The organism is Anaerolineales bacterium (genome assembly GCA_037382465.1).
In the GTDB taxonomy this organism is placed as follows: domain Bacteria; phylum Chloroflexota; class Anaerolineae; order Anaerolineales; family E44-bin32; genus WVZH01.
Genome location: JARRPX010000015.1, coordinates 63,769 through 82,195, shown reverse-complemented (window position 1 = coordinate 82,195; position 18,427 = coordinate 63,769). Strand labels below are relative to the sequence as shown.

The window sequence follows — 18,427 nt, the reverse complement described above, 5'->3', positions numbered from 1 at the left end:
CGGCTTTGGAGGATTGGCTCCGCCTTACGACTTCGCGACCCATTGTACCGGCCAGTGTAGCGTGTGTGTAGCCCTGGATCTAAAGGCCATGCTGACTTGACATCATCCCCACCTTCCTCCGGCTTTATGCCGGCAGTCCCCTGTGACACTTGTAACACAGGGCAAGGGTTGCGCTCGTTACCGGACTTAACCGGACACCTCACGGCACGAGCTGACGACAGCCATGCAGCACCTGTATACGCTCCCCGAAGGGTCGGTCACCTTTCAGATCCCTACTACGTATATGTCAAACCCAGGTAAGGTTATTCGCGTAGCCTCGAATTAAACCACACGCTCCGCTGCTTGTGCGGGGCCCCGTCAATTCCTTTGAGTTTTAACCTTGCGGTCGTAGTCCCCAGGCGGCAGACTTATCGCGTTAGCTACGGCACTGATGGCTATTAAACCACCAACACCAAGTCTGCATCGTTTACAGCTAGGACTACCGGGGTTTCTAATCCCGTTTGCTCCCCTAGCTTTCGTGTCTTAGCGTCAGGGATAGGCCAGGAGGCCGCCTTCGCCACTGGTGTTCCTTCAGATATCTACGCATTTCACCGCTACACCTGAAATTCCACCTCCCTCTCCTACCCTCGAGTCTGGCAGTCTCGAACGGCCTCTCCCAGTTGAGCCGGGAGCTTTAACGTCCGACTTACCAAACCGCCTGCACACGCTTTACGCCCAGTAAATCCGGATAACGCTTGCCTCCTACGTTTTACCGCGGCTGCTGGCACGTAGTTAGCCGAGACTTATTCCTGGGGTACAGTCCTTCCTCTTCCCCCAGAAAAGCGCTTTACAACCCGAAGGCCTTCATCGCGCACGCGGTGTTGCTGCCTCAGACTTGCGTCCATTGGGCAATATTCCCCACTGCTGCCACCCGCAGGTGTATGGCCCGTGTTTCAGTGCCATTGTGGGGGACCACCCTCTCAGGCCCCCTACCCGTCTTTGCCTTGGTAGGCCGTTACCCTACCAACTAGCTGATGGGCCGCAGGCCCCTCCCAAAGCGGATTGCTCCTTTTCTCCAAGGACCTCTAACTCCTCGGAACACATGAGGTATTAGCCCCCGTTTCCAGGGGTTGTCCCTCACTTTGGGGCAGGTCACCTACGTGTTACTCACCCGTTCGCCACTAGGACACCTTCGTACGAATACAAAGGACCTCGTTCGACTTGCATGTGTTAGGCACACCGCCAGCGTTCATCCTGAGCCAGGATCAAACTCTCCGTAGAAACTTCACCACATCCGAAGATGTGGGAATGATCCTAGTTACCAAACTCAAAGCTATTTCTTGGGCTTCCTATCACTATTCAATTGTTAAGGTGCCGTCAGTAGAGCGAACGGTATGCTACCATCCGCCAACGCGTGTGTCAAGGGCGCAAGGAACAAACTGCCGATGTCAATCGTTCGCAACATCGGCTAGGATGACAGACCCAACAGGAGGTTCGGCCTTCGTCCGAATCTCCCCGGTCTCTGGCGCCCCTGGCAATATTGATTTGTATCGGTCTTCCCGCTGCCGGGCGAGACCTTTTCTACATTGTGTGTGTATTATACTTGGCTCGATGTGATTCCGTCAAGATCGATCGCATCGCAATGAGGCGTTTTCCCGGCCGGCCTCCAACGCCTCGCCGGCCGGGGACGGGGAGCGAGATTTCCACGCCGTCTCGCCTCCCCTCTCCCGCACGATCGCCTTACAAACGATTCGAATTATGGGCAGGTGACCGTGCCGTATCCCGTCCCGGAAGTGGCGTTGGGATAAGTCACCGTGACCATGAACCAGTGATCGCCGGTGCTGCCCACACGCATGTAGTCCGAGAAGGTCTTCGTTCCCGCCTTCTTGAAAGTGACCGACTCGGCCGGCGCCGTGTGTCCGTCGCTCAGGCTGCGCTGGAAGGTCACCGTCACGGGACCCGTCACCTGAATCGTGAATTCTACGTCGAAGGTATAGGGAAACACACATGGATTGAGCTTTTTCTTGCTCGGCTTGACGTTCACGATTACCGAGGTAACCAGGCTGACCGGGGCCTCGACGATCGGCGCCGATTGAATGTCGCCTTCGGTGATCACCTTTTCGATCGGCACCCAGCACATGCGGTTCTTTCCCGGGATGCGCGGGTTTTCAATCTGCAGCCACAAGGTCAGCGAATCGCGTCCCAGTACGGGCACCTTCTCGCCGAGCAGCAAACCGCCATCGATGGCGTAGTCCAGACCCGGGCCGAAGTAGCAAGAGATGTCCTTTCCATCCGGCTGCACCATCGGCTCGACGGGTGTCGGCGTCAACGTTTCCGTGGGCGTCAGCGTCGAGGTCGGCGTGTCCTGTGGAGTCGGAGTATCCGTAGGCGGGGCCTGCGTCGACTCCGGCGTGTCGGACGGTTGGACCGCTGCCGGAGAGGGACTCACCGGTGCGCCGCATCCGGCAACGAGTGTAAGTAAGATCCCCAATGTGATGATTCTGCTTCGAGTGCTCATGCATCTTCCTTTCCAAAACTTCGCGTCACAACTCGGCTAATGATAACTCATAATTCCGATCTTCCCTGAAACGCTTGCGACAGGGTCGTCGTATCCGCATACTCCAGATCGCCGCCGGAAGGCAGGCCGCGCGCCAGGCGGGTCAGTTTGACCGGCCGGCCGGCAAGCTGCCGCTTCAGATACATCGCCGTCGCCTCGCCTTCCAGTGTTGGATTGGTTGCCACGATGAGTTCCTCGACCGCCTCGGTCTCGATGCGCGCCAGCAATTCGTCGATGCGCAGATCTTCCGGTCCGATTCCTTCCACGGGATTGATGGCGCCGTGCAGTACGTGATAGCGGCCGTTGAACTGCTGCGTGCGTTCGATCGCCACGACGTCCAGCGGCTCCTCGACCACACATATCAGCCTGTCCTCGCGCCGCTCGTCCTGACAGATCATGCAAGGATCGTCCACGGTGATGTTGAAACATCTCGAGCAGAATCGAGTTTCCGTGCGCATCGCCAGCAGCGCTTCCGCGAGCTCTTTGCTTTCTTCCGGCGGGACTCGCAGCAGGTAGTAGGTCAGCCGAGAGGCGGTTTTCGTGCCGATGCCCGGCAAACGCGCAAAGGCTTCGACCAGCCGTTCGACCGGCCTGGGCACGCCAGACGTCATTCGCCCATCCCCGGAAGGCCCAGACCGCCGGTCAGGGGACCCAGCTTGTTGGACGCCAGGACCTGGGAATCCTGAACCGCCTGGTTTACAGCCAGCATCACCAGTTCCTGCAGCATTTCGACGTCCGCCTCCTCGAACAATTCGGGCGATATGTGCACGGCGCGGCACTGCTGCGTCCCGCTCATTACGATGCGAACGGCGCCGCCACCGGCGCTCGCCTCCACCGTTTCCTCGGCCAGCTCGGCCTGCGTTTGTTCCAGGCGTTCCTGCAGTTGTTTGAAACCGGATAACATGCCCTTGCCGAATCCCTTCGGCAGTTTCTGCTTGCTCATCTTGTTGACTCCCCAATCTGCTACGTCGATCGAACGCTTGAACCCGGGCTGACTTCCCGGCGATCTTCATCCACGCCCGATGACCGCCGAATACCGAGCGTACGCCGGCCGTCCGCTCGAGATCTGTCACCTGGATCGGATCGAAAAGAGCTACGCGCTATGAGCCGCTGTCCGGGGGTAAATTTTCCACGTCGACAACATGCGCGCCCAAATCCCGCAGGGCGGTCGAAACCATGCCGCCGCTTTCCACCGGTGGAGGTTGATGCCCTCCCACTGCTTGAGGTTCCCAGGTTTCCGTCAGGATGCAGCGGATTCCGACGGGTTTGTTGAACACCTCCTGGAGCGCTTGAGCGGCGAGCGCCAGGTTGTGGCCTTTTTCCATTTTCTCACGCAGCAAATCGCTTCGAAATCCGATGACCAACGTGCCCGTTTGGAAACCCAACGGACGACAGGAATTGAGCAGGGCCTGGATGCGAGGGTCGAAACGCCGCGCCACGGCCAGCACTTCCGACCACCGGTCGTTCACATGCTGGAAGGAAATCTCGCCCTCCGCAAGCACCTCGCTTCGGCTTGTGACCTTCGGGCTGGGGGCGTCTTTCACCAGGCGTGGATTTTCGGGCCTGGCCTCTTCTGCCGAGCCGTAGGTTTGCGAGGAGGTCGGATCGTGTGATTCGGCGAGTCCGCTCGACTGCGCGCCGATGCTTTCCACGAAGGCAATCTCCAGCGGCAGTCCGGCCTGCCAGCTCGTCGCTCGATCGGACGCAGCAGTGCCGAAGGCCTGAATGGCCGCCAGCAGCAGCGCCGTGGGCAGCGCTTCGGCCTGCTTCGCCATCGTGCGCCGAACGTCCGCAGACACGTCCACGAGATCGGCGTTGCCCATGCGCACCAGCAGCAGGCCGCGAAGGTAGGCCACGATCTGCCGCGCAAATTGCCGCGGATCGGCACCGCCATCCAACGCTTGATTCATCAGGCGCAATCCGGCGGACGCGTCGTGGTCCACGATCGCCTGTGCCACCAGACGCACCGCTTCGCTGGCCACCGTGCCGAGCACCGACTGGGCCATCTCCAGGGTGACCCGCTCTCCCGTGGAGGTCAATTGATCGAGGAGCGAGATGGCGTCGCGCAGACTCCCCGTCGCCTGCCTGGCAATGGTTTCGATCGCCTCGTCGTCCACCTGCATTTTCCCTTCTGCGATCTTCTGCTTCAGGAAATCGACGATCGTCTTTACCGGCAGGCGGCGGAATTCATGCCGCTGGCAGCGGGAAAGTACGGTGGCGGGAATTTTGTGAACTTCGGTCGTGGCCAGGATAAAAATCGCATGCGCGGGGGGCTCTTCGAGCGTCTTCAACAACGCATTGAACGCCGCCGTTGAAAGCATGTGGACTTCGTCGATGATGTAGACCTTGAAACGGCCTTCGTTCGGAGAGAAGTTGATCTTTTCCCGCAGATCACGGACGTCGTCCACGCTCGTGTTGGAGGCCGCGTCGATCTCGATTAAATCCAAGAAGCGACCTTCGTTGATCGCTTCACAGTTGGAGCATTGATTGCAGGGGCGTTCGGCCGGGGATTCGCTGAGGCAATTGACTGCCTTCGCCAGCAGACGCGCCGTGGTCGTCTTTCCCGTGCCGCGTGGTCCGGCGAATAGATATGCGTGTGCTACTCTTTCTCCTTTGACTGCGTTGCGAAGCGTTTGGATGACGTGATCTTGCCCGACAACTTCATCCCAGGTCTGAGGTCGCCACACTCGATACAACGCTTGTTCCATCCGCCTCTGCCTCGCCCCTCAGCTTCTAGCTGCAACAAACCCACAACACGCTGCATGGTTGATCGATCAACTTACGATTACCCATACAAGTAGCGAGTTTATCAGACGCTCAACGAGGGCGCAAGAGTATCAAGAGCCCAACGGCTAAATTCAGTGGGAATTAATCCCTCTCCTAGGCATGCCAAATCAGAGCGAAACGACATGTCAGCCGCAATATTGCCCGGTAAATTCCCGAGCGAAATACTTTGATTAGTGGATGCAAGCCGGATACTTTTCGGGCACAAGACCCAAATCCTCCCGATACGTCAAGTCAGGTAAGAGTCCATAATTGGATCCGAAGTAGCTATCGAAAATCAAACGGAAAGTATTCACCGGTGTAATGTGCTCATAGAGGCTAGGGTTTTTTTCACCCATTAAATAATATGCATTGAGAATTGTGAACAGCGTCTGGCCAGATCCGCCCGTGTCGCCCTGAATAATGATGAACGGCTTCGGATCGGACTGTTCGATAATGTTCGTTACGATTTCCAAAATCTGGTTATTAATGAATTGAACTTCATTAACATATCCCTTGATTTCGTAATCGCCATTAATGGGCATTCCTCCCCTGAGACTGAAATAACCAGGATCATTCACAATGCCGCCATCGGGAGTGAATATTCTCGGTGGATGCGGGATCAAGATATGTGCAAAAATCCATTTGGGACCCGGAATAGTTTCTAAACGATCCAGGTTATCGAGGATATACAACTGCCTTATTATGTAATCTTGGAACGGCGATTGATATTGATCCACAGGTTCGAATATCGATCTCTTATAAGCGCGGAAAAGGAGTTTTTGAATATCAGCGAATACCAATCCCACAGAATTATCCATCAGGATTTCTTCGAAAGGATTAATAAGTTGAAGCAGGATTGGATCTCGATCGATGGAAAGGAAAATATCCGCGTCATCAAGTGTGCTCCAAACAAACCATGTTTCAAAGGCAACTGTTTTATAACCGATTTGTTCTAACTGGTATCTCACGAGACTATTTTTAAGAAGCGAAGAGGCATATTCCTCCTTGTTTTCCTTGAGGAGTTTTTCTCTAAGCTGCGGCATATAATCCATATTCAAACTACTGGAAAGAGATTCGATTGTTGAACAATGATTGCAGCGGCTGCAATCGGCCACATAGAACCCTATTTCACGCAAGGCACTGAGGAATGGTGTATTATCAAAATGATAAAATTCCTGCATCGAATCAGCACGAGTGTATGTATCGAGTATGATGTAATAGATGTCGGGCATATCTTCCTCATCGGGATACACCAAACGATCCTCAAGTGCAAAAAAACCAAAACCCGTGTCCTCAAGCTTCGTAGTCTTATAGGTATGCTCAACGATCTGTATGATTGGGAAAACAAGCAATCCGAGACTTATAACGTTGAGCACTTGTGTTACCGGCTTGAGATCATGAGATGTCTTTCGAATCAGTAGCAATCCCCAAATAAGAAGGATGACGTAAATTACAAGTAGATAACGGTGATGGCCGATTACTTGGCTGATAACTGGAATGGATTTAACCGTGTGATAAATATGGCCGTAAGAAAAAAACCAAAGTAACGCGAGGCTTGTCGCCAAACCCGCACGAGCGGCTTTGCGATAAAAGATATACATCATAATATACAAAAACATTGTTAGCGCGACGGAAAAAATTAATGGACGCTTCGCGACGATGAGTGCTACTTGCTTGATGTTGTGACCAAGCAAGACAAGTGTTGGAAAGATCGAAAACAGGAATGGGTGGAATGCGACCTTCTTGAAAATTGACACTTTCGGTGCTAGATCCTTTCTTAAGAAATAATTACGTGCAGGTGGGTGATCAAGATCTCGGAATCATTATATAGAAAGTGCAACCAGTAACAAAAACAAGGCGCGGGCAGAACGACACCTTGTTTTTTGATCAAACAACGATTTCACTCCAGATAAACTCCATATTCATGGACGGTCTCCCACACTATTCTACGCAATGCGGGAATCTCTCCTCCACAATTTGCACCGGATCGTCGCTGGTAAAGGTTACATCGGAGAGTAACCCATATTCCCCCCCAAGATAACTGTCGAAAATTAAGCGAAACGTATTAACGGGGCTTATCTCAGGATAGAGATACTTATCCTTTCTTTTAGGGATATAATATGCGTTCAGGATATTGTAAATACTTCCTCCCTTTCCTCCGTGATCACCCTGAAATACGATAATTACTGGTCTTGATGAAGAAGTAATGATCTTATTAACAATATCAAGCATTTGATGATTTACGAATTGAACCTCATTTACATACCCTTCAATCTCATATTCCTCATTAATTGGGCCATCGCCTACGCCACTGTAGAAACCCGGATCATCAACGATATCACCTGAAGGAGTAAATATCCTTGGGACGTGAGGAATTAAAATGTGTGCAAATACCCATTTCGGTCCCGGAATAGCGGGCAGTTGAGGCAGAGTATCTAAAATATTCAACTCTGTCTTGGCAAACAATTCGTACCCATAGATCGCAAAATTTATTGATTGATACAATTCCTTCTTCTCAGCCAACACAGACAACTCGTAGAAATCATGTAATAACAACCCGGCCGAATTCTTTATCAATAATGCTTCAAATGGGTTAATTACCTGAACAAACAAATTTTCTTCATTTGGGCCAAGATACATATCCGCATCTCTCAACCTTGTCCATTCTGTCCCTGTGTCAAATGCTATGGTTTTATAACCGAGTGCCTCCAGCTCGGTCCGAACACGGCTATTTTTAATCAGCAACCACATTTCGTTTTCCACCCAAGAATCTTTCAATTCCTGTTGCAATTGCGGTATGTAATCCATGTTGAGTGAAGAAACCAATGATGTAATCGTAGAGCAATGATTGCAACGACTACATTCTCCAATGTAGAAACCCAATTCACGTAGAGAATCAAGGAAATCCGAGTTGTCAAATAAATAATCTTCCATCAAGGAGTCTGCACGCGTGTATGAATCCAAAATGATGTAGTATACATCGGGTAAGTCATGGCTATCCGGGGGATACAAATTTGATTCTGTATGATGTAGGGAATCCTCAGCTAAGGCACTGTGGCCCTCGATCCAATAATAGTGCACGATCTGGTACATTGGATAGATCAATAGGCATATTCCAATTACATTTAGATATTCCTGTTGATCCACGCTTCCTCGCGTTCGTTTAACAATCAACCACAACGTTACTAAAAAAATAATGAGATAAACGAATATGAAATATCGATGGCGTACAAGTTCAAAGCCCAATTCGGACACGTCACGCAGCGTATGATATACATGCCCGTATGAATAGAAAAGAATTAAGGTCAAACTCGTTGATAAAGCAGATTTATGCCAATCGTGAATAAACACATAGAATAACAACGACAGCAGGATTGTGACGATCCATGAAATCACAAGTGGTCGGATAACGACACTTAAAGCGACTTCTTTGATATTGTGACCCAATAAAGCCAATATTGGCAGTGCAGCGAAACAAAATGGGTAATATATTAAACGATTAAGGAACTTCACTTTGTATCCTTTTTCACCATGCGAATTATGGTGGGAAATTTGTGATCTTGAACAAAGGAAATTGCCTGTTCACTGCGCGGGTATGCCATCTTCAGCCTAAGCTATTATAAGCCCACACAATGTAGAACAAAGTCCTTGCTTCGAGTATGCTTGGGGAGATTGACAATCCACGCTGTAGATAATGCCGTGACTCACTCCATATCCGGAATTTGAAACGTGGATCGAACGATCCCTTCTGCGTCGCGCAGATAGATGATCGTACCAGGAGTCCATACCGCTTGATCGAGCCCCCAGTATAGATCGATGGCCGTATCCGCCGGACCTTCGCGCGTATGCACCTCGACGGCTCCCGGTGCGTAGAAAGTGAGGGCGGGAAAAACGTAGACGTTGTCACCGCCGTCATCGAGGGTCCATCCGGCCATCGAGACTTCACCGCCGGAGTTCTGCAGGCGCACGGTCTCCTGATCGAGATTCCCCGCGCCCTCGACGCCCGAAATGCTGACGCTGGGCGATCCTGCACCCGCAGAGGGCGTATCGGTAGATTGGAGCGGGGCGGTATCTTCCGGCGGGGAGGAATCTGCCTCCTCCGCAGGGGCTTCGACAGGAATGATCAAAGTCGTGCCCGCTTCGAGTGCATCCGGATTGCTGAGATCGTTGGCCGCCATCAACTTTTCGATGGGCACTTCATACATCAGGGCGATGTCGGTAAGCGTGTCCCCGGCACGGACCATGTAGGTCACCGGAGTGGGCGTCGGTGCGGTCGTAGCTGTTATCGTCGGCACCTCACTCGCCAGGAGCGCCATGACGTCCACCGTGGGTGTTGGGGTGGACTCGGCTTCGCGCCCGCGCCCATCCCAGATGTTGAGAACTAAAAGGACCACGAACGCAGATATGGCCGCATTCAGCAGCAGGTAGATCAGGTATTGTTTCCAGGAGCTTCTGCGCACGCTACCCATCGCCGCGAAGCATAGCACAGGTTGAACAAAATGGGAAACCGGCGCGGGCGGCTGCTTCTCAACGCATGCGGCACAAACTCGTTGAGCAAGGGAACCGGCCGGTCTCATCGCGCGGATTATGTCGTGATGCCGAATGCATAACGTCCACGCGCGGGCTGCTGCCGCCCCTTCACGATATATTAATATTATTAATACCCATATTGTGATAATATTTGTTTGGATAAGCACACTTTTTCTTTGTGTCGGTAAACAGGCTTATCCTGGGGGAACCTACACTACCGTTGTTGTGCCCCTCGCACTTACGGTAGAATCCCCCGTAAATAGAAGAACCGCCGGATGCTCCCCCCCACATCCGGCGGTTCATCATTTAAAGAGCAGAATCACAGAAATGCCAACATACGCTGAATTTGGCGCGGAAATAATTGTTGATCGATCGGAGCGCGTTATAAACGACTCTTCGAAGGGAACTGAATCAGAACCGCCGTGATGTTGTCCGAGCCCCCGGCCTCCGTCGCAGCATCGACGAGCGCGTTGCAGGCGGCCTGGGGATGCTCGAAATTGAGCACGATGCGTTGGATTTCCTTCTCGTCAACTTCGCCCCACAATCCGTCCGAGCACAGCAGAATATAACTGTCGTTTACGACGGAATGGGAAAAGACATCCACCTTGAGATTCTCCGTCCGTCCCATTGCGTTCCAGAGCACGTTGCGGTGAGGGCTCTCAGCCGCTTCGTCCTTTGTGATGGTGCCCGTCTCGACCAATTTTTGAACCAGGGATTGATCGCGAGTCAGGGCTTCGATCTTGTCTCTACTGATCGAGTAAGCGCGCGTGTCACCGACATGCCCGATCATCATATACTCGCCAAGTAAAAGGGCAATCGTCAGCGTCGTCGCACCGCCATCCGCTTGATCGCGAACCAGGTCGTTGGCTTCGATGAATGCGGATTGGACCATCGATTCCAGATCGTCTTCCTCTTCGTCGCCCGGTTCACTTTCGAGCAGACGCAGAAATACCTCCCGGGTCAGTCGATGAGCGACCGTACGAACCGAGATCGCGCTGGCAAGTTGTCCGTTATCGTATCCCCCAAGTCCATCCGCGACACAAAACAAGCCGAAATCCACCATCCCCTCGTGACCATCCGCACTGCCCGAGATGATCAGCAGAGCATCGTCGTCCGATTTTCGCTCGAGCCCGGAGGAATGTGCAGCACCGACGACGACGTGCCGTCGAAGTTCAATTCCCGGTGTGATTTGCGGATCGAGTGGTGCTGTTGCTGCGCGATCGGGAGGCGTACCGAGGCGTTTTTGAAAGATCCGTGCGAGAAATCCCATTCGGCGTTCTATCCTTTTTCCATATTATAGGGCGATATTGCATTCAAACCCTAACGATTCTACATTTCCAACTGAACAAGATCAAGCGTCCGCTCATCCTATCCATACCGTTGTCTCCCTTGCACACATAGGACAAAGGTGTGAGTTTCTAAAACCAGTATCGGTTTCGCAGCGGAAACTCGAATCATCCTGTACACGCTCGAACTTGTTTCTCTGCAGTGTAGTCCCCAGGAAAACAACAAAAATGAACAAGGGCAAATAAAGGGGGGTACATCGATTGATGCAGAAGTGGGCCCGGCAGGATTCGAACCTGCGACCAACCGGTTATGAGCCGGCCGCTCTGACCGCTGAGCTACGGGCCCTCCGGCATTCATTTTAACAGAGCACGGAGATCAAGCAAAGGTCGAATTACAATTTCGCCTCAAAAACGGTTCGAAAACAGAAAGTTGACTGTAAGGTCGAACCGGAAACCAATTTTATACAATGGCCATACTCGACCGGGAGGAAAAATCGGCGATCACTCGCCGATTTTCTATCAGGATCAATGACAAAGCAACAGACCATATGGCTCAACCGATGCCTGGTCATCGTAGTTCTGCTTCTCTCCAATCTTGGTGCAGCGAAGACAGACGCTCAGCAGCTGCCTCCAACAGCAAATCGCGGTAGACCATCGAGGCCCATTTTCGACGTCTCGACCGTCGTTTCACTGGAGCCCGTCAAATACAGGAACGACCTCTATTCCTTCAACCTTGCCGCCGCACAGTCGAGTTCTGGCCCGGCCAACATCCTCCAGACGAGTTTTTCCCTCCAAGAAGCCGGCGTACCATCGCCCGATCTGGTTGATCCCGATCTGTATTCCCCGGCGATGGCTTCCCTGATTGAAATCGAGCACTGCCCCACGCCAATGACTCTCATGCTTCATTCATCGTTCGGCGTTCAGCGCATGCAGGAACTTGCAGATCAAATCGAACTTAACAACCTCGTTCCCATTACCTATCGCAGCACTCTCCAATACTTGTTGGACGGAACTTGTCCGCCCGGCAACGCCATCATCGTCACCATCGATGACCTCGGATCGCACTGGCTGCGGAACGATTTCAAGGAAATGATCCGCGTCTTTACCGATCGAGATTTCGTGCTCGTCGTTGGTTTGATCGTACACGGCCCGCAAAATCCTGAGATTTGGGACTACTTACGCGGACTGGATGAGATCGGCGTTGAAGTGGCCAGCCACACCATCGACCACTACAACCTGCCCCAGCTCACTCGAGAGGCGATCCAGCGGCAGGTGGTGGGTTCGTACGAAACGATTTGCGAACATCTCGGGAAGTGCCCGGTCACCTTGATACTGCCTTTTGGAAACATCGATGCACAGGGGACGATTCTCGAAATCGCCTCCGACTACACCTTCGTCGTCGGCATTCAAGGCGGACGCTCACTTTCCGGCTCCCCTCCCTGGTATCTGGGACGCTACCCTCCCCACGACACCAACCAGAGCGAAACGCTGTATCTGCTGGAAAAATTCTTCCAAACCGAACCGGCCTCCTACTGAGCCTTCTTTCCTCCTTCGATCGTATCCCCCTGATCGAGGCGCGTGTTTGTCCATAAAAAGAAAAAAGCCCTCTGTGAGGGCAAGAGCGGGCGATGGGATTCGAACCCACGAATGTCAGCTTGGAAGGCTGATGCCTTACCACTTGGCGACGCCCGCCTACGTAGGCATTCTACCCTCAATTGGAAATCCGGGTCAAGTGAGCGACCTTCACCGCTCGAAGCCTTCGACGCCCCGCTGTGGATTCAGTGACTCATGGAAGTCGGAACATTGGATGCCGCCCAACATTAACGGAAGTCCGCGCTCCGACAAAGAGAACGGACCTGTCCCCATCTTCATTGGGTCCAGCCAAAGTTACGAACAGGTTACCAGGGACGTAACCCTACGGTAACCTGCCAGAGTACCAACTGTCACATTCCTTCATTATCATCATGGTAGTTAAACGTATGGCGAAGTGACCGCGGTGCGGACGAACGCCGCAAGACGATCGGGAACGCATCCGAGGCAGTTGATAATCAGGTGATACGAGTCGCAGATCAGCCAAATGAGCGGAGGTTGTGGCAAGTCGAAGTGAGCGAGTATAATCGAAACGTGCAGTCAAAAGTGCTCATTGCCGACGATAATCCCAATATTATCTCGTTCATCCAACCTGCCCTCGAGCGTGAGGGCTACCGGGTGGTTACGGCAAACGACGGCCATGAAGCCCTCTACATGTGGGAGAGCGAACACCCGGACGTCATCATCCTCGACATCGAGATGCCGGAACCCAACGGTTTGTCGGTTTGCCGCGAGATTCGCGAACGGGGAGATCAGGTTCCGATCATCTTCCTGACCGTACGCGACAGCATCAGCGACCTGGAAATCGGATTCGTTTTGGGCGCCAGCGATTACATGACCAAACCCTTCGACATCCGCGAGCTGCTCGCGCGGGTCAAAGCGCGTCTTCCACCCCCGATTCAGATCTTCGATGACTACCTGCGCATCGACACCCACCGCCGCATGGTTTCCATCCACGTAGACGACTCCTGGGAACCAGTGGATCTGACGCCACGCGAATTCGACCTGCTGCTTCATCTCAGCAACAATGCCGGTCGGCCGATCGGAAAGACGTCGCTCCTCGAAGCCGTCTTCGACATCCCGGGAGATCGCGACATCGAAACCAAAACCCTCGAGAAACATATTTGGTCCCTGCGTCAAAAGATCGAGGTCGATCCGAAGTCACCCAGATATTTGTTGAACGTACGCGGCGTGGGGTATAAATTCGAGGCCGCATGATCGAAGGACGGTCTTCCGCTCGATGCGTTGAGCCGAGAATCAATCCTGATATCGATGCCTGACGTTATTGTATATTTTGGCCCCCTGGAATTCATCGCCATCCTTGCTGGAATCTTCGTCGTATCCGTCCTGATCGCCGCCTTCGTTCATGGCAGACTTCGCTCCGCAGAACACCAGCACCTGCTCGACGGATTTCCATACCCGGCCATACTATTTCGCAAGTTCCATCAACCGCGCTCGAATGGAACGGCCGGAAGATGGATCGACAGCATGGAAATCAAGGCGCTCGTCAACGATGCCCAGACCCGCAAACAAAACATATTGCGCACCATCCCCGACGTCGAAGGGCAGTCCTATCAAGTGCGCGTAATCTGGCTGTCGAAAGGCAGCACCCTTGTCCTTTTGGAAGACATGGGTGCAGCACAGCGCCAGCAAGCGTTCTACCGTAATTTCATCAACAACGTCAGCCACGAATTGAAAACCCCGTTGACCGTCATCCAGGGGCATGCGGCGAACATGGGGGAGACTCCGCAAGATAAAGAGGGATGGCGAACGTCGCTGCGCATCATACGAGACGAAGCGAAACGCCTGACGCAGCTCGTCGACAATCTACTCACGCTCGCACGGCTCGAGTCTCCCTCTTTCACACTCGAAACAAAGCCCACGAGTTTCACCGCGTTGCTGGAAGAATCGATCCTGCAAATCTCCGATCTCGCCGAGGAACGCCGATTGGCGATCCGCCTGAATGTACCGCCCGGGCTGCCGAATATCAACGCCGACCGGCCGCGCCTCAAACAAGTCCTGCTCAACCTGCTCGACAACGCCATCAAATACACCGAGCCCGGCGGAGAAATTTCCCTCGGCCTGCGCCTGGATGATACGAACGATGAATTCATCTGCGTGGTCCAGGACAGCGGCGAAGGGATCCCCGAGGAGGATCTGCCCTACATATTCGACACACTCTACCGGGCGCAGCGTTCGAGGGGCCGCCCCGTTGAAGGGTCGGGACTCGGACTGTCGATCGCAAAGCAGATCATCCAGGCCCATGGGGGTGAAATCGAGGTGCAATCCAAACTCGGCCAGGGCTCGATCTTCACTTTCACTCTGCCCTATAGAGACGCCTACGAGCCACCTGAAACTGCAGAACCTCGAGCGAAACGACGTGATGAAAAGTAGAACCGACCATTCCAGACTTTCCCATATCCTGCTGCTTTCGTTCATGGCCATGCTCACCAGCTTCGCCTGCACGATGGGCGTCGTCTCGCGAGACATCCTGACTCTGCAGCCGGCGCTAACGCAGGTCGCCCAAAGCCAAACGCCCACTGCGACCACCACAGCACATTCCGACGCGCCCACCTTGGCGCAAACGGCTTCCCCCACTTCCACAGAAACACCCACGCCTACCGCGATCGGCGGCGGTTGGGGTGAGATCATCTACCATTCAGGCAACATCGGCGAGGAAGAATTGTATCGCCAGGTTCTCGACGGGTCCGACCCGATCGCGCTCACACAGAATGAGGCAATGGATTTCAACCCGCGCTGGTCGCCGGACGGCATGCAGATCGCATTTGTTTCCGATCGCGACGGCGATCGCGACATCTATCTGATGGACCTGGAGGGAAATACAGTAAACCTGACAAAGAATATCTACAACGACGACGCTCCTGCCTGGAGTCCGGACGGCGAGTCGCTCGTGTTTTCCTCGGATCGGGACGGCAACCGTGAAATCTACATCATGGACGTGGATGGGACGAGAGTGCGGCGCATCACAAACCACCTGGCATACGACGTATACCCGTCATTCTCCCCCGACGGATCCCGGATCGCCTTCTCTTCCAATCGAACCGGCGATGCGGAGATCTACATCGTCGACATACAGGGCCAGGCCATCCATCAGCTCACCGACGGCTACGGCGAAGCGAAGTATCCCACCTGGCATCCGAACGGCGATCGGATCTTCTTCGCCTCGGACACCACTGGCAACTACGAGCTGTACCAGATCGATCTCGACACGGCGGTGATAGAAAACGTCACGAACAACCTGGCAAATGACGCCTCTCCGATGGCCTCACCTGATGGAAAACTCGTACTTTTCGTCTCTAACCGCCTCGGGAACTACGACATCTACTACCTGGAACTGGCCGACTTCTCCATAACGCGAGTCACGTTCAATGATGTCTTCGATGGCGATCCAGATTGGCGCTGACCTTCCGGATTCACACGCAATTGGCAACCAAAAAGCACCAAACCGAATTGCGGTCTGGTGCCGGTAATATTAAACTGATGAACCCGTGCGTGAACTCACGCCGACTTTAGGCATGCAAAGCAGCAGGATCAGATTTCCGGGAGAACGGAACCCATTTTAGAACAAGGGCAAGCCCAGGTTTTCTTTTTCCTTTCCTGCCCCGCCGTCGCAGGTCAGGATACTGTCTCCTCCGTTTCCGCGATATTGAATCTTTCCGTACACCTCGAAATCCCCATCGATCGCTGTGGGACGACCACACGCAACTTTCTTTTTCGATTTCAGCATATCGACGAGCTGCTGGCGATCGAAAAGAAGGACGTCGCTCCACACAAATCCTTTGCGCTTATAACCACGAGCGCATTGCAATCGAGGCTCGCCTTCCCCGTATCGGACGGCTTCTAAAAGAACGTCGAGTTTATGTATCTTTTTGGAAACTCGTATGCCGCGCACCGAAACCTCCTCGCAATATGGTGTTATAACAAGCAAGTCGGGGTGGGCGGACTTGAACCGCCGACCCCCGCGTCCCAAACGCGGTGCGCTACCGTGCTGCGCTACACCCCGGCTTAAAAAAGTATACTGGTCGATTTCGTCAAGGTCAAGGAGTGAGAGTATTATGCGACCGATTTTGTTCGACGAACCACAAGAAGGCATTGCCGTTCTCACGATCAATCGCCCGAAAGTCCGTAACGCACTCAATTGGGAAGCGATGGAAGCTTTCGCAGAAGCCGTCGAAACGGCCCATAAGAAGAAGGATCTACGCGCACTCATCGTTACGGGAAAAGATATCGCCTTCTGTGCAGGGGGTGACCTTTACGAGCTGCACGGTTATCCCAGCCGGCACGACGGCCTGCGTTTGGCCGACGCGATGGGCGTTACCCTCGAGCGACTCGGCGACCTGCCGTGTCCCACGATCGCAGCCGTCGAGGGTGCTGCGTTAGGCGGAGGTGGCGAAGTTGCGATTGCCTGCGATTTGCGCGTCATGGCGGAAAGCGCGTTTCTCGGCCTGATGCACATCCGTTTGGCCATCTGCCCGGCTTGGGGCGGCGGCCAGCGTCTGCTGCGACTCGTCGGCTACGCGCGCGCTTTTGAATGGCTCACCGGCGGGAAAATCCTCACCGCTACCGAAGCCTACCAAACGGGCGTGGCCAACCGCATCGCGCCGGATGGTGAGGCCCTGCAAGATGCTTTAGAGCTGGCTCACGAAATCATCAAGCACGATGCGGACGCCGTGTGCAAGATCAAACAATTCCTGCGCGCCGGTATTACCTGTTCGGGGGAAGAAGCTGCACGAGTCGAACGGGAGAATTTCGCCGACTTGTGGGCTGCGCCGGCCCATCTCGATGCTTCCACCCGCTTCGTGGCCAAAAAGAAGAGCAACAGCCAACCGAAACGTGCGTAAGCTCTTCATGCCCGGGGACTGCAGAAGCCGCAATGACCACTTCGTTCCCTGGCGAAAATAGAAAAACAACGTGGCTTGGTTCCCGGCTAACATCGCCGGGCGACTCCAGCCACTTTTTGTTTGCAGCGAAAAGCTGATGCAACCGGCTAGTTCAACTGGCGTACAACCAGCACGACCTTTCCCTGGACCTCGAGTGTCTCCGGGTTGTCGATGAAGATCGGGTCCATCGTTGGGTTTGCGGGCTGCAGCCGAACCCGGCTGCCGTCCCGATAGATGTGCTTCAAGGTTGTCTCTTCACGATCCTTCAGCCAGACCGCGACCATATCTCCGTCGTGCCACTCGGGTTCCTGCTTCATCACCACCACGTCGCCGTCCCCGACCATGGCGTCGATCATCGAATCGCCGCGCACTTCCAGAGCGAAGAGATTCTCCGTGGAACTGAGCAGATCGTGCGTGATTTCAATCGCCTCGTCCGCACCGAACATCGCGGAATCCGTCCCGGGAAGGGGTACAGGCTCGCTGGCGAAGATGCGTCCCACCATGGGAATTCGTACGGTTTCGACGAAATTGTCCACGACGTTCGACACCTTGCCCAAAAGGCGGATGCCGCGCGAGACGTTCTGGTCCCGATACAAATAACCGCCTTCGACCAGTCGATTGAGGTTGTAATTCACAACCGACGTCGAGGTGATGTCCACCGCTTCACCGATCTCCCGAATGGAAGGTGGATAGCCGTTCTCGAGCATGAACTCATTGATGAACTCCAACATCCGGCGTTGACGGTCAGAAAGCTTCCCTTTCACCATCGATGCCTCCTTTGGCTCGCGATAAAGCCGATTTCATCGACTTTATTGTCG

The 18,427-nt window shown here is 53.8% G+C and carries 15 protein-coding genes, 3 tRNA genes and 1 rRNA gene; 5 read left to right on the top strand and 14 right to left on the bottom strand.

Going from position 1 to position 18,427, the window contains the following annotated elements; genetic code table 11:
- From P8Z34_06135 to P8Z34_06090, 10 genes are all read right to left on the bottom strand, one after another.
- Positions 1-1,260 (bottom strand): 16S ribosomal RNA (locus P8Z34_06135); the annotation flags it as partial.
- A 475-nt stretch (positions 1,261-1,735) separates the two neighbouring features.
- Positions 1,736-2,497 (bottom strand): hypothetical protein, encoded by a 762-nt coding sequence (locus P8Z34_06130; GenBank protein ID MEJ2550242.1) that lies wholly within the window; start codon positions 2,495-2,497, stop codon positions 1,736-1,738.
- A 47-nt stretch (positions 2,498-2,544) separates the two neighbouring features.
- Positions 2,545-3,147: a recombination mediator RecR gene (recR, locus tag P8Z34_06125; GenBank protein ID MEJ2550241.1), complete on the bottom strand. Its 603-nt coding sequence runs from the start codon at positions 3,145-3,147 to the stop codon at positions 2,545-2,547.
- The gene (locus P8Z34_06120) at positions 3,144-3,479 is read right to left on the bottom strand and encodes a YbaB/EbfC family nucleoid-associated protein (protein MEJ2550240.1); all 336 of its coding nucleotides are present in this window, start codon (positions 3,477-3,479) and stop codon (positions 3,144-3,146) included. The genes recR and P8Z34_06120 overlap by 4 nt, the downstream gene beginning before the upstream one ends.
- 157 nt (positions 3,480-3,636) lie before the next feature.
- Entirely contained in the window at positions 3,637-5,244 is a 1,608-nt protein-coding gene (gene dnaX / locus P8Z34_06115; GenBank protein ID MEJ2550239.1) for a DNA polymerase III subunit gamma/tau, read from the bottom strand.
- Between the two features lie 249 nt (positions 5,245-5,493).
- Positions 5,494-7,059 carry a hypothetical protein gene (locus tag P8Z34_06110; GenBank protein ID MEJ2550238.1) on the bottom strand — a complete coding sequence of 522 codons (1,566 nt, stop codon included), beginning with the start codon at positions 7,057-7,059 and terminating at the stop codon, positions 5,494-5,496.
- A gap of 184 nt (positions 7,060-7,243) precedes the next feature.
- The gene (locus P8Z34_06105) at positions 7,244-8,815 is read right to left on the bottom strand and encodes a hypothetical protein (protein MEJ2550237.1); all 1,572 of its coding nucleotides are present in this window, start codon (positions 8,813-8,815) and stop codon (positions 7,244-7,246) included.
- Between the two features lie 191 nt (positions 8,816-9,006).
- Positions 9,007-9,762 carry a LysM peptidoglycan-binding domain-containing protein gene (locus P8Z34_06100; protein ID MEJ2550236.1) on the bottom strand — a complete coding sequence of 252 codons (756 nt, stop codon included), beginning with the start codon at positions 9,760-9,762 and terminating at the stop codon, positions 9,007-9,009.
- Positions 9,763-10,214: 452 nt separating this feature from the next.
- On the bottom strand, positions 10,215-11,102 hold the full coding sequence (locus P8Z34_06095) for a protein phosphatase 2C domain-containing protein (GenBank protein ID MEJ2550235.1): 888 nt from the start codon (positions 11,100-11,102) through the stop codon (positions 10,215-10,217).
- Positions 11,103-11,391: 289 nt separating this feature from the next.
- Positions 11,392-11,464 (bottom strand) — tRNA-Ile (locus tag P8Z34_06090).
- 182 nt (positions 11,465-11,646) lie between these two features.
- Here P8Z34_06090 and P8Z34_06085 point away from each other — a divergent pair.
- Positions 11,647-12,654 carry a polysaccharide deacetylase family protein gene (locus tag P8Z34_06085; protein ID MEJ2550234.1) on the top strand — a complete coding sequence of 336 codons (1,008 nt, stop codon included), beginning with the start codon at positions 11,647-11,649 and terminating at the stop codon, positions 12,652-12,654.
- An 84-nt stretch (positions 12,655-12,738) separates the two neighbouring features.
- Here the strand turns inward: P8Z34_06085 and P8Z34_06080 are convergent.
- Positions 12,739-12,810: transfer RNA gene (locus P8Z34_06080), tRNA-Gly, on the bottom strand.
- Between the two features lie 432 nt (positions 12,811-13,242).
- Between P8Z34_06080 and P8Z34_06075 the strand changes: the two genes are divergently transcribed.
- The 3 genes from P8Z34_06075 to P8Z34_06065 are packed head-to-tail and all read left to right on the top strand — an operon-like array spanning position 13,243 to position 16,132.
- The gene (locus tag P8Z34_06075) at positions 13,243-13,926 is read left to right on the top strand and encodes a response regulator transcription factor (GenBank protein MEJ2550233.1); all 684 of its coding nucleotides are present in this window, start codon (positions 13,243-13,245) and stop codon (positions 13,924-13,926) included.
- A 54-nt stretch (positions 13,927-13,980) separates the two neighbouring features.
- Positions 13,981-15,102, top strand: coding sequence for a HAMP domain-containing sensor histidine kinase (locus tag P8Z34_06070; GenBank protein MEJ2550232.1), 1,122 nt, complete (start codon positions 13,981-13,983; stop codon positions 15,100-15,102).
- A complete protein-coding gene (locus P8Z34_06065; GenBank protein MEJ2550231.1) occupies positions 15,092-16,132 on the top strand; it encodes a DUF5050 domain-containing protein in 1,041 nt (346 codons plus the stop codon). The genes P8Z34_06070 and P8Z34_06065 overlap by 11 nt, the downstream gene beginning before the upstream one ends.
- 156 nt (positions 16,133-16,288) lie before the next feature.
- Here the strand turns inward: P8Z34_06065 and P8Z34_06060 are convergent, their stop codons facing one another.
- Positions 16,289-16,621, bottom strand: coding sequence for a hypothetical protein (locus P8Z34_06060; GenBank protein ID MEJ2550230.1), 333 nt, complete (start codon positions 16,619-16,621; stop codon positions 16,289-16,291).
- 37 nt (positions 16,622-16,658) lie between these two features.
- Positions 16,659-16,732, bottom strand: a tRNA-Pro gene (locus P8Z34_06055).
- A 52-nt stretch (positions 16,733-16,784) separates the two neighbouring features.
- Between P8Z34_06055 and P8Z34_06050 the strand changes: the two genes are divergently transcribed.
- Positions 16,785-17,570, top strand: coding sequence for an enoyl-CoA hydratase/isomerase family protein (locus P8Z34_06050; protein ID MEJ2550229.1), 786 nt, complete (start codon positions 16,785-16,787; stop codon positions 17,568-17,570).
- 146 nt (positions 17,571-17,716) lie between these two features.
- Here P8Z34_06050 and lexA read toward each other — a convergent pair whose 3' ends face one another.
- Positions 17,717-18,376, bottom strand: a complete 660-nt coding sequence (gene lexA / locus P8Z34_06045) for a transcriptional repressor LexA (protein ID MEJ2550228.1) — start codon at positions 18,374-18,376, stop codon at positions 17,717-17,719.
- Between the last annotated feature and the right edge of the window lie 51 nt (positions 18,377-18,427).

Bases quoted from the DNA above. Each gene is read 5' to 3' on its own strand.
- P8Z34_06130 (MEJ2550242.1), bottom strand. From the start codon at position 2,497: ATGAGCACTCGAAGCAGAATCATCACATTGGGGATCTTACTTACACTC.
- recR (MEJ2550241.1), bottom strand. From the start codon at position 3,147: ATGACGTCTGGCGTGCCCAGGCCGGTCGAACGGCTGGTCGAAGCCTTT.
- P8Z34_06120 (MEJ2550240.1), bottom strand. From the start codon at position 3,479: ATGAGCAAGCAGAAACTGCCGAAGGGATTCGGCAAGGGCATGTTATCC.
- dnaX (MEJ2550239.1), bottom strand. From the start codon at position 5,244: ATGGAACAAGCGTTGTATCGAGTGTGGCGACCTCAGACCTGGGATGAA.
- P8Z34_06095 (MEJ2550235.1), bottom strand. From the start codon at position 11,102: ATGGGATTTCTCGCACGGATCTTTCAAAAACGCCTCGGTACGCCTCCC.
- P8Z34_06085 (MEJ2550234.1), top strand. From the start codon at position 11,647: ATGACAAAGCAACAGACCATATGGCTCAACCGATGCCTGGTCATCGTA.
- P8Z34_06070 (MEJ2550232.1), top strand. From the start codon at position 13,981: ATGCCTGACGTTATTGTATATTTTGGCCCCCTGGAATTCATCGCCATC.
- P8Z34_06065 (MEJ2550231.1), top strand. From the start codon at position 15,092: ATGAAAAGTAGAACCGACCATTCCAGACTTTCCCATATCCTGCTGCTT.
- P8Z34_06050 (MEJ2550229.1), top strand. From the start codon at position 16,785: ATGCGACCGATTTTGTTCGACGAACCACAAGAAGGCATTGCCGTTCTC.
- lexA (MEJ2550228.1), bottom strand. From the start codon at position 18,376: ATGGTGAAAGGGAAGCTTTCTGACCGTCAACGCCGGATGTTGGAGTTC.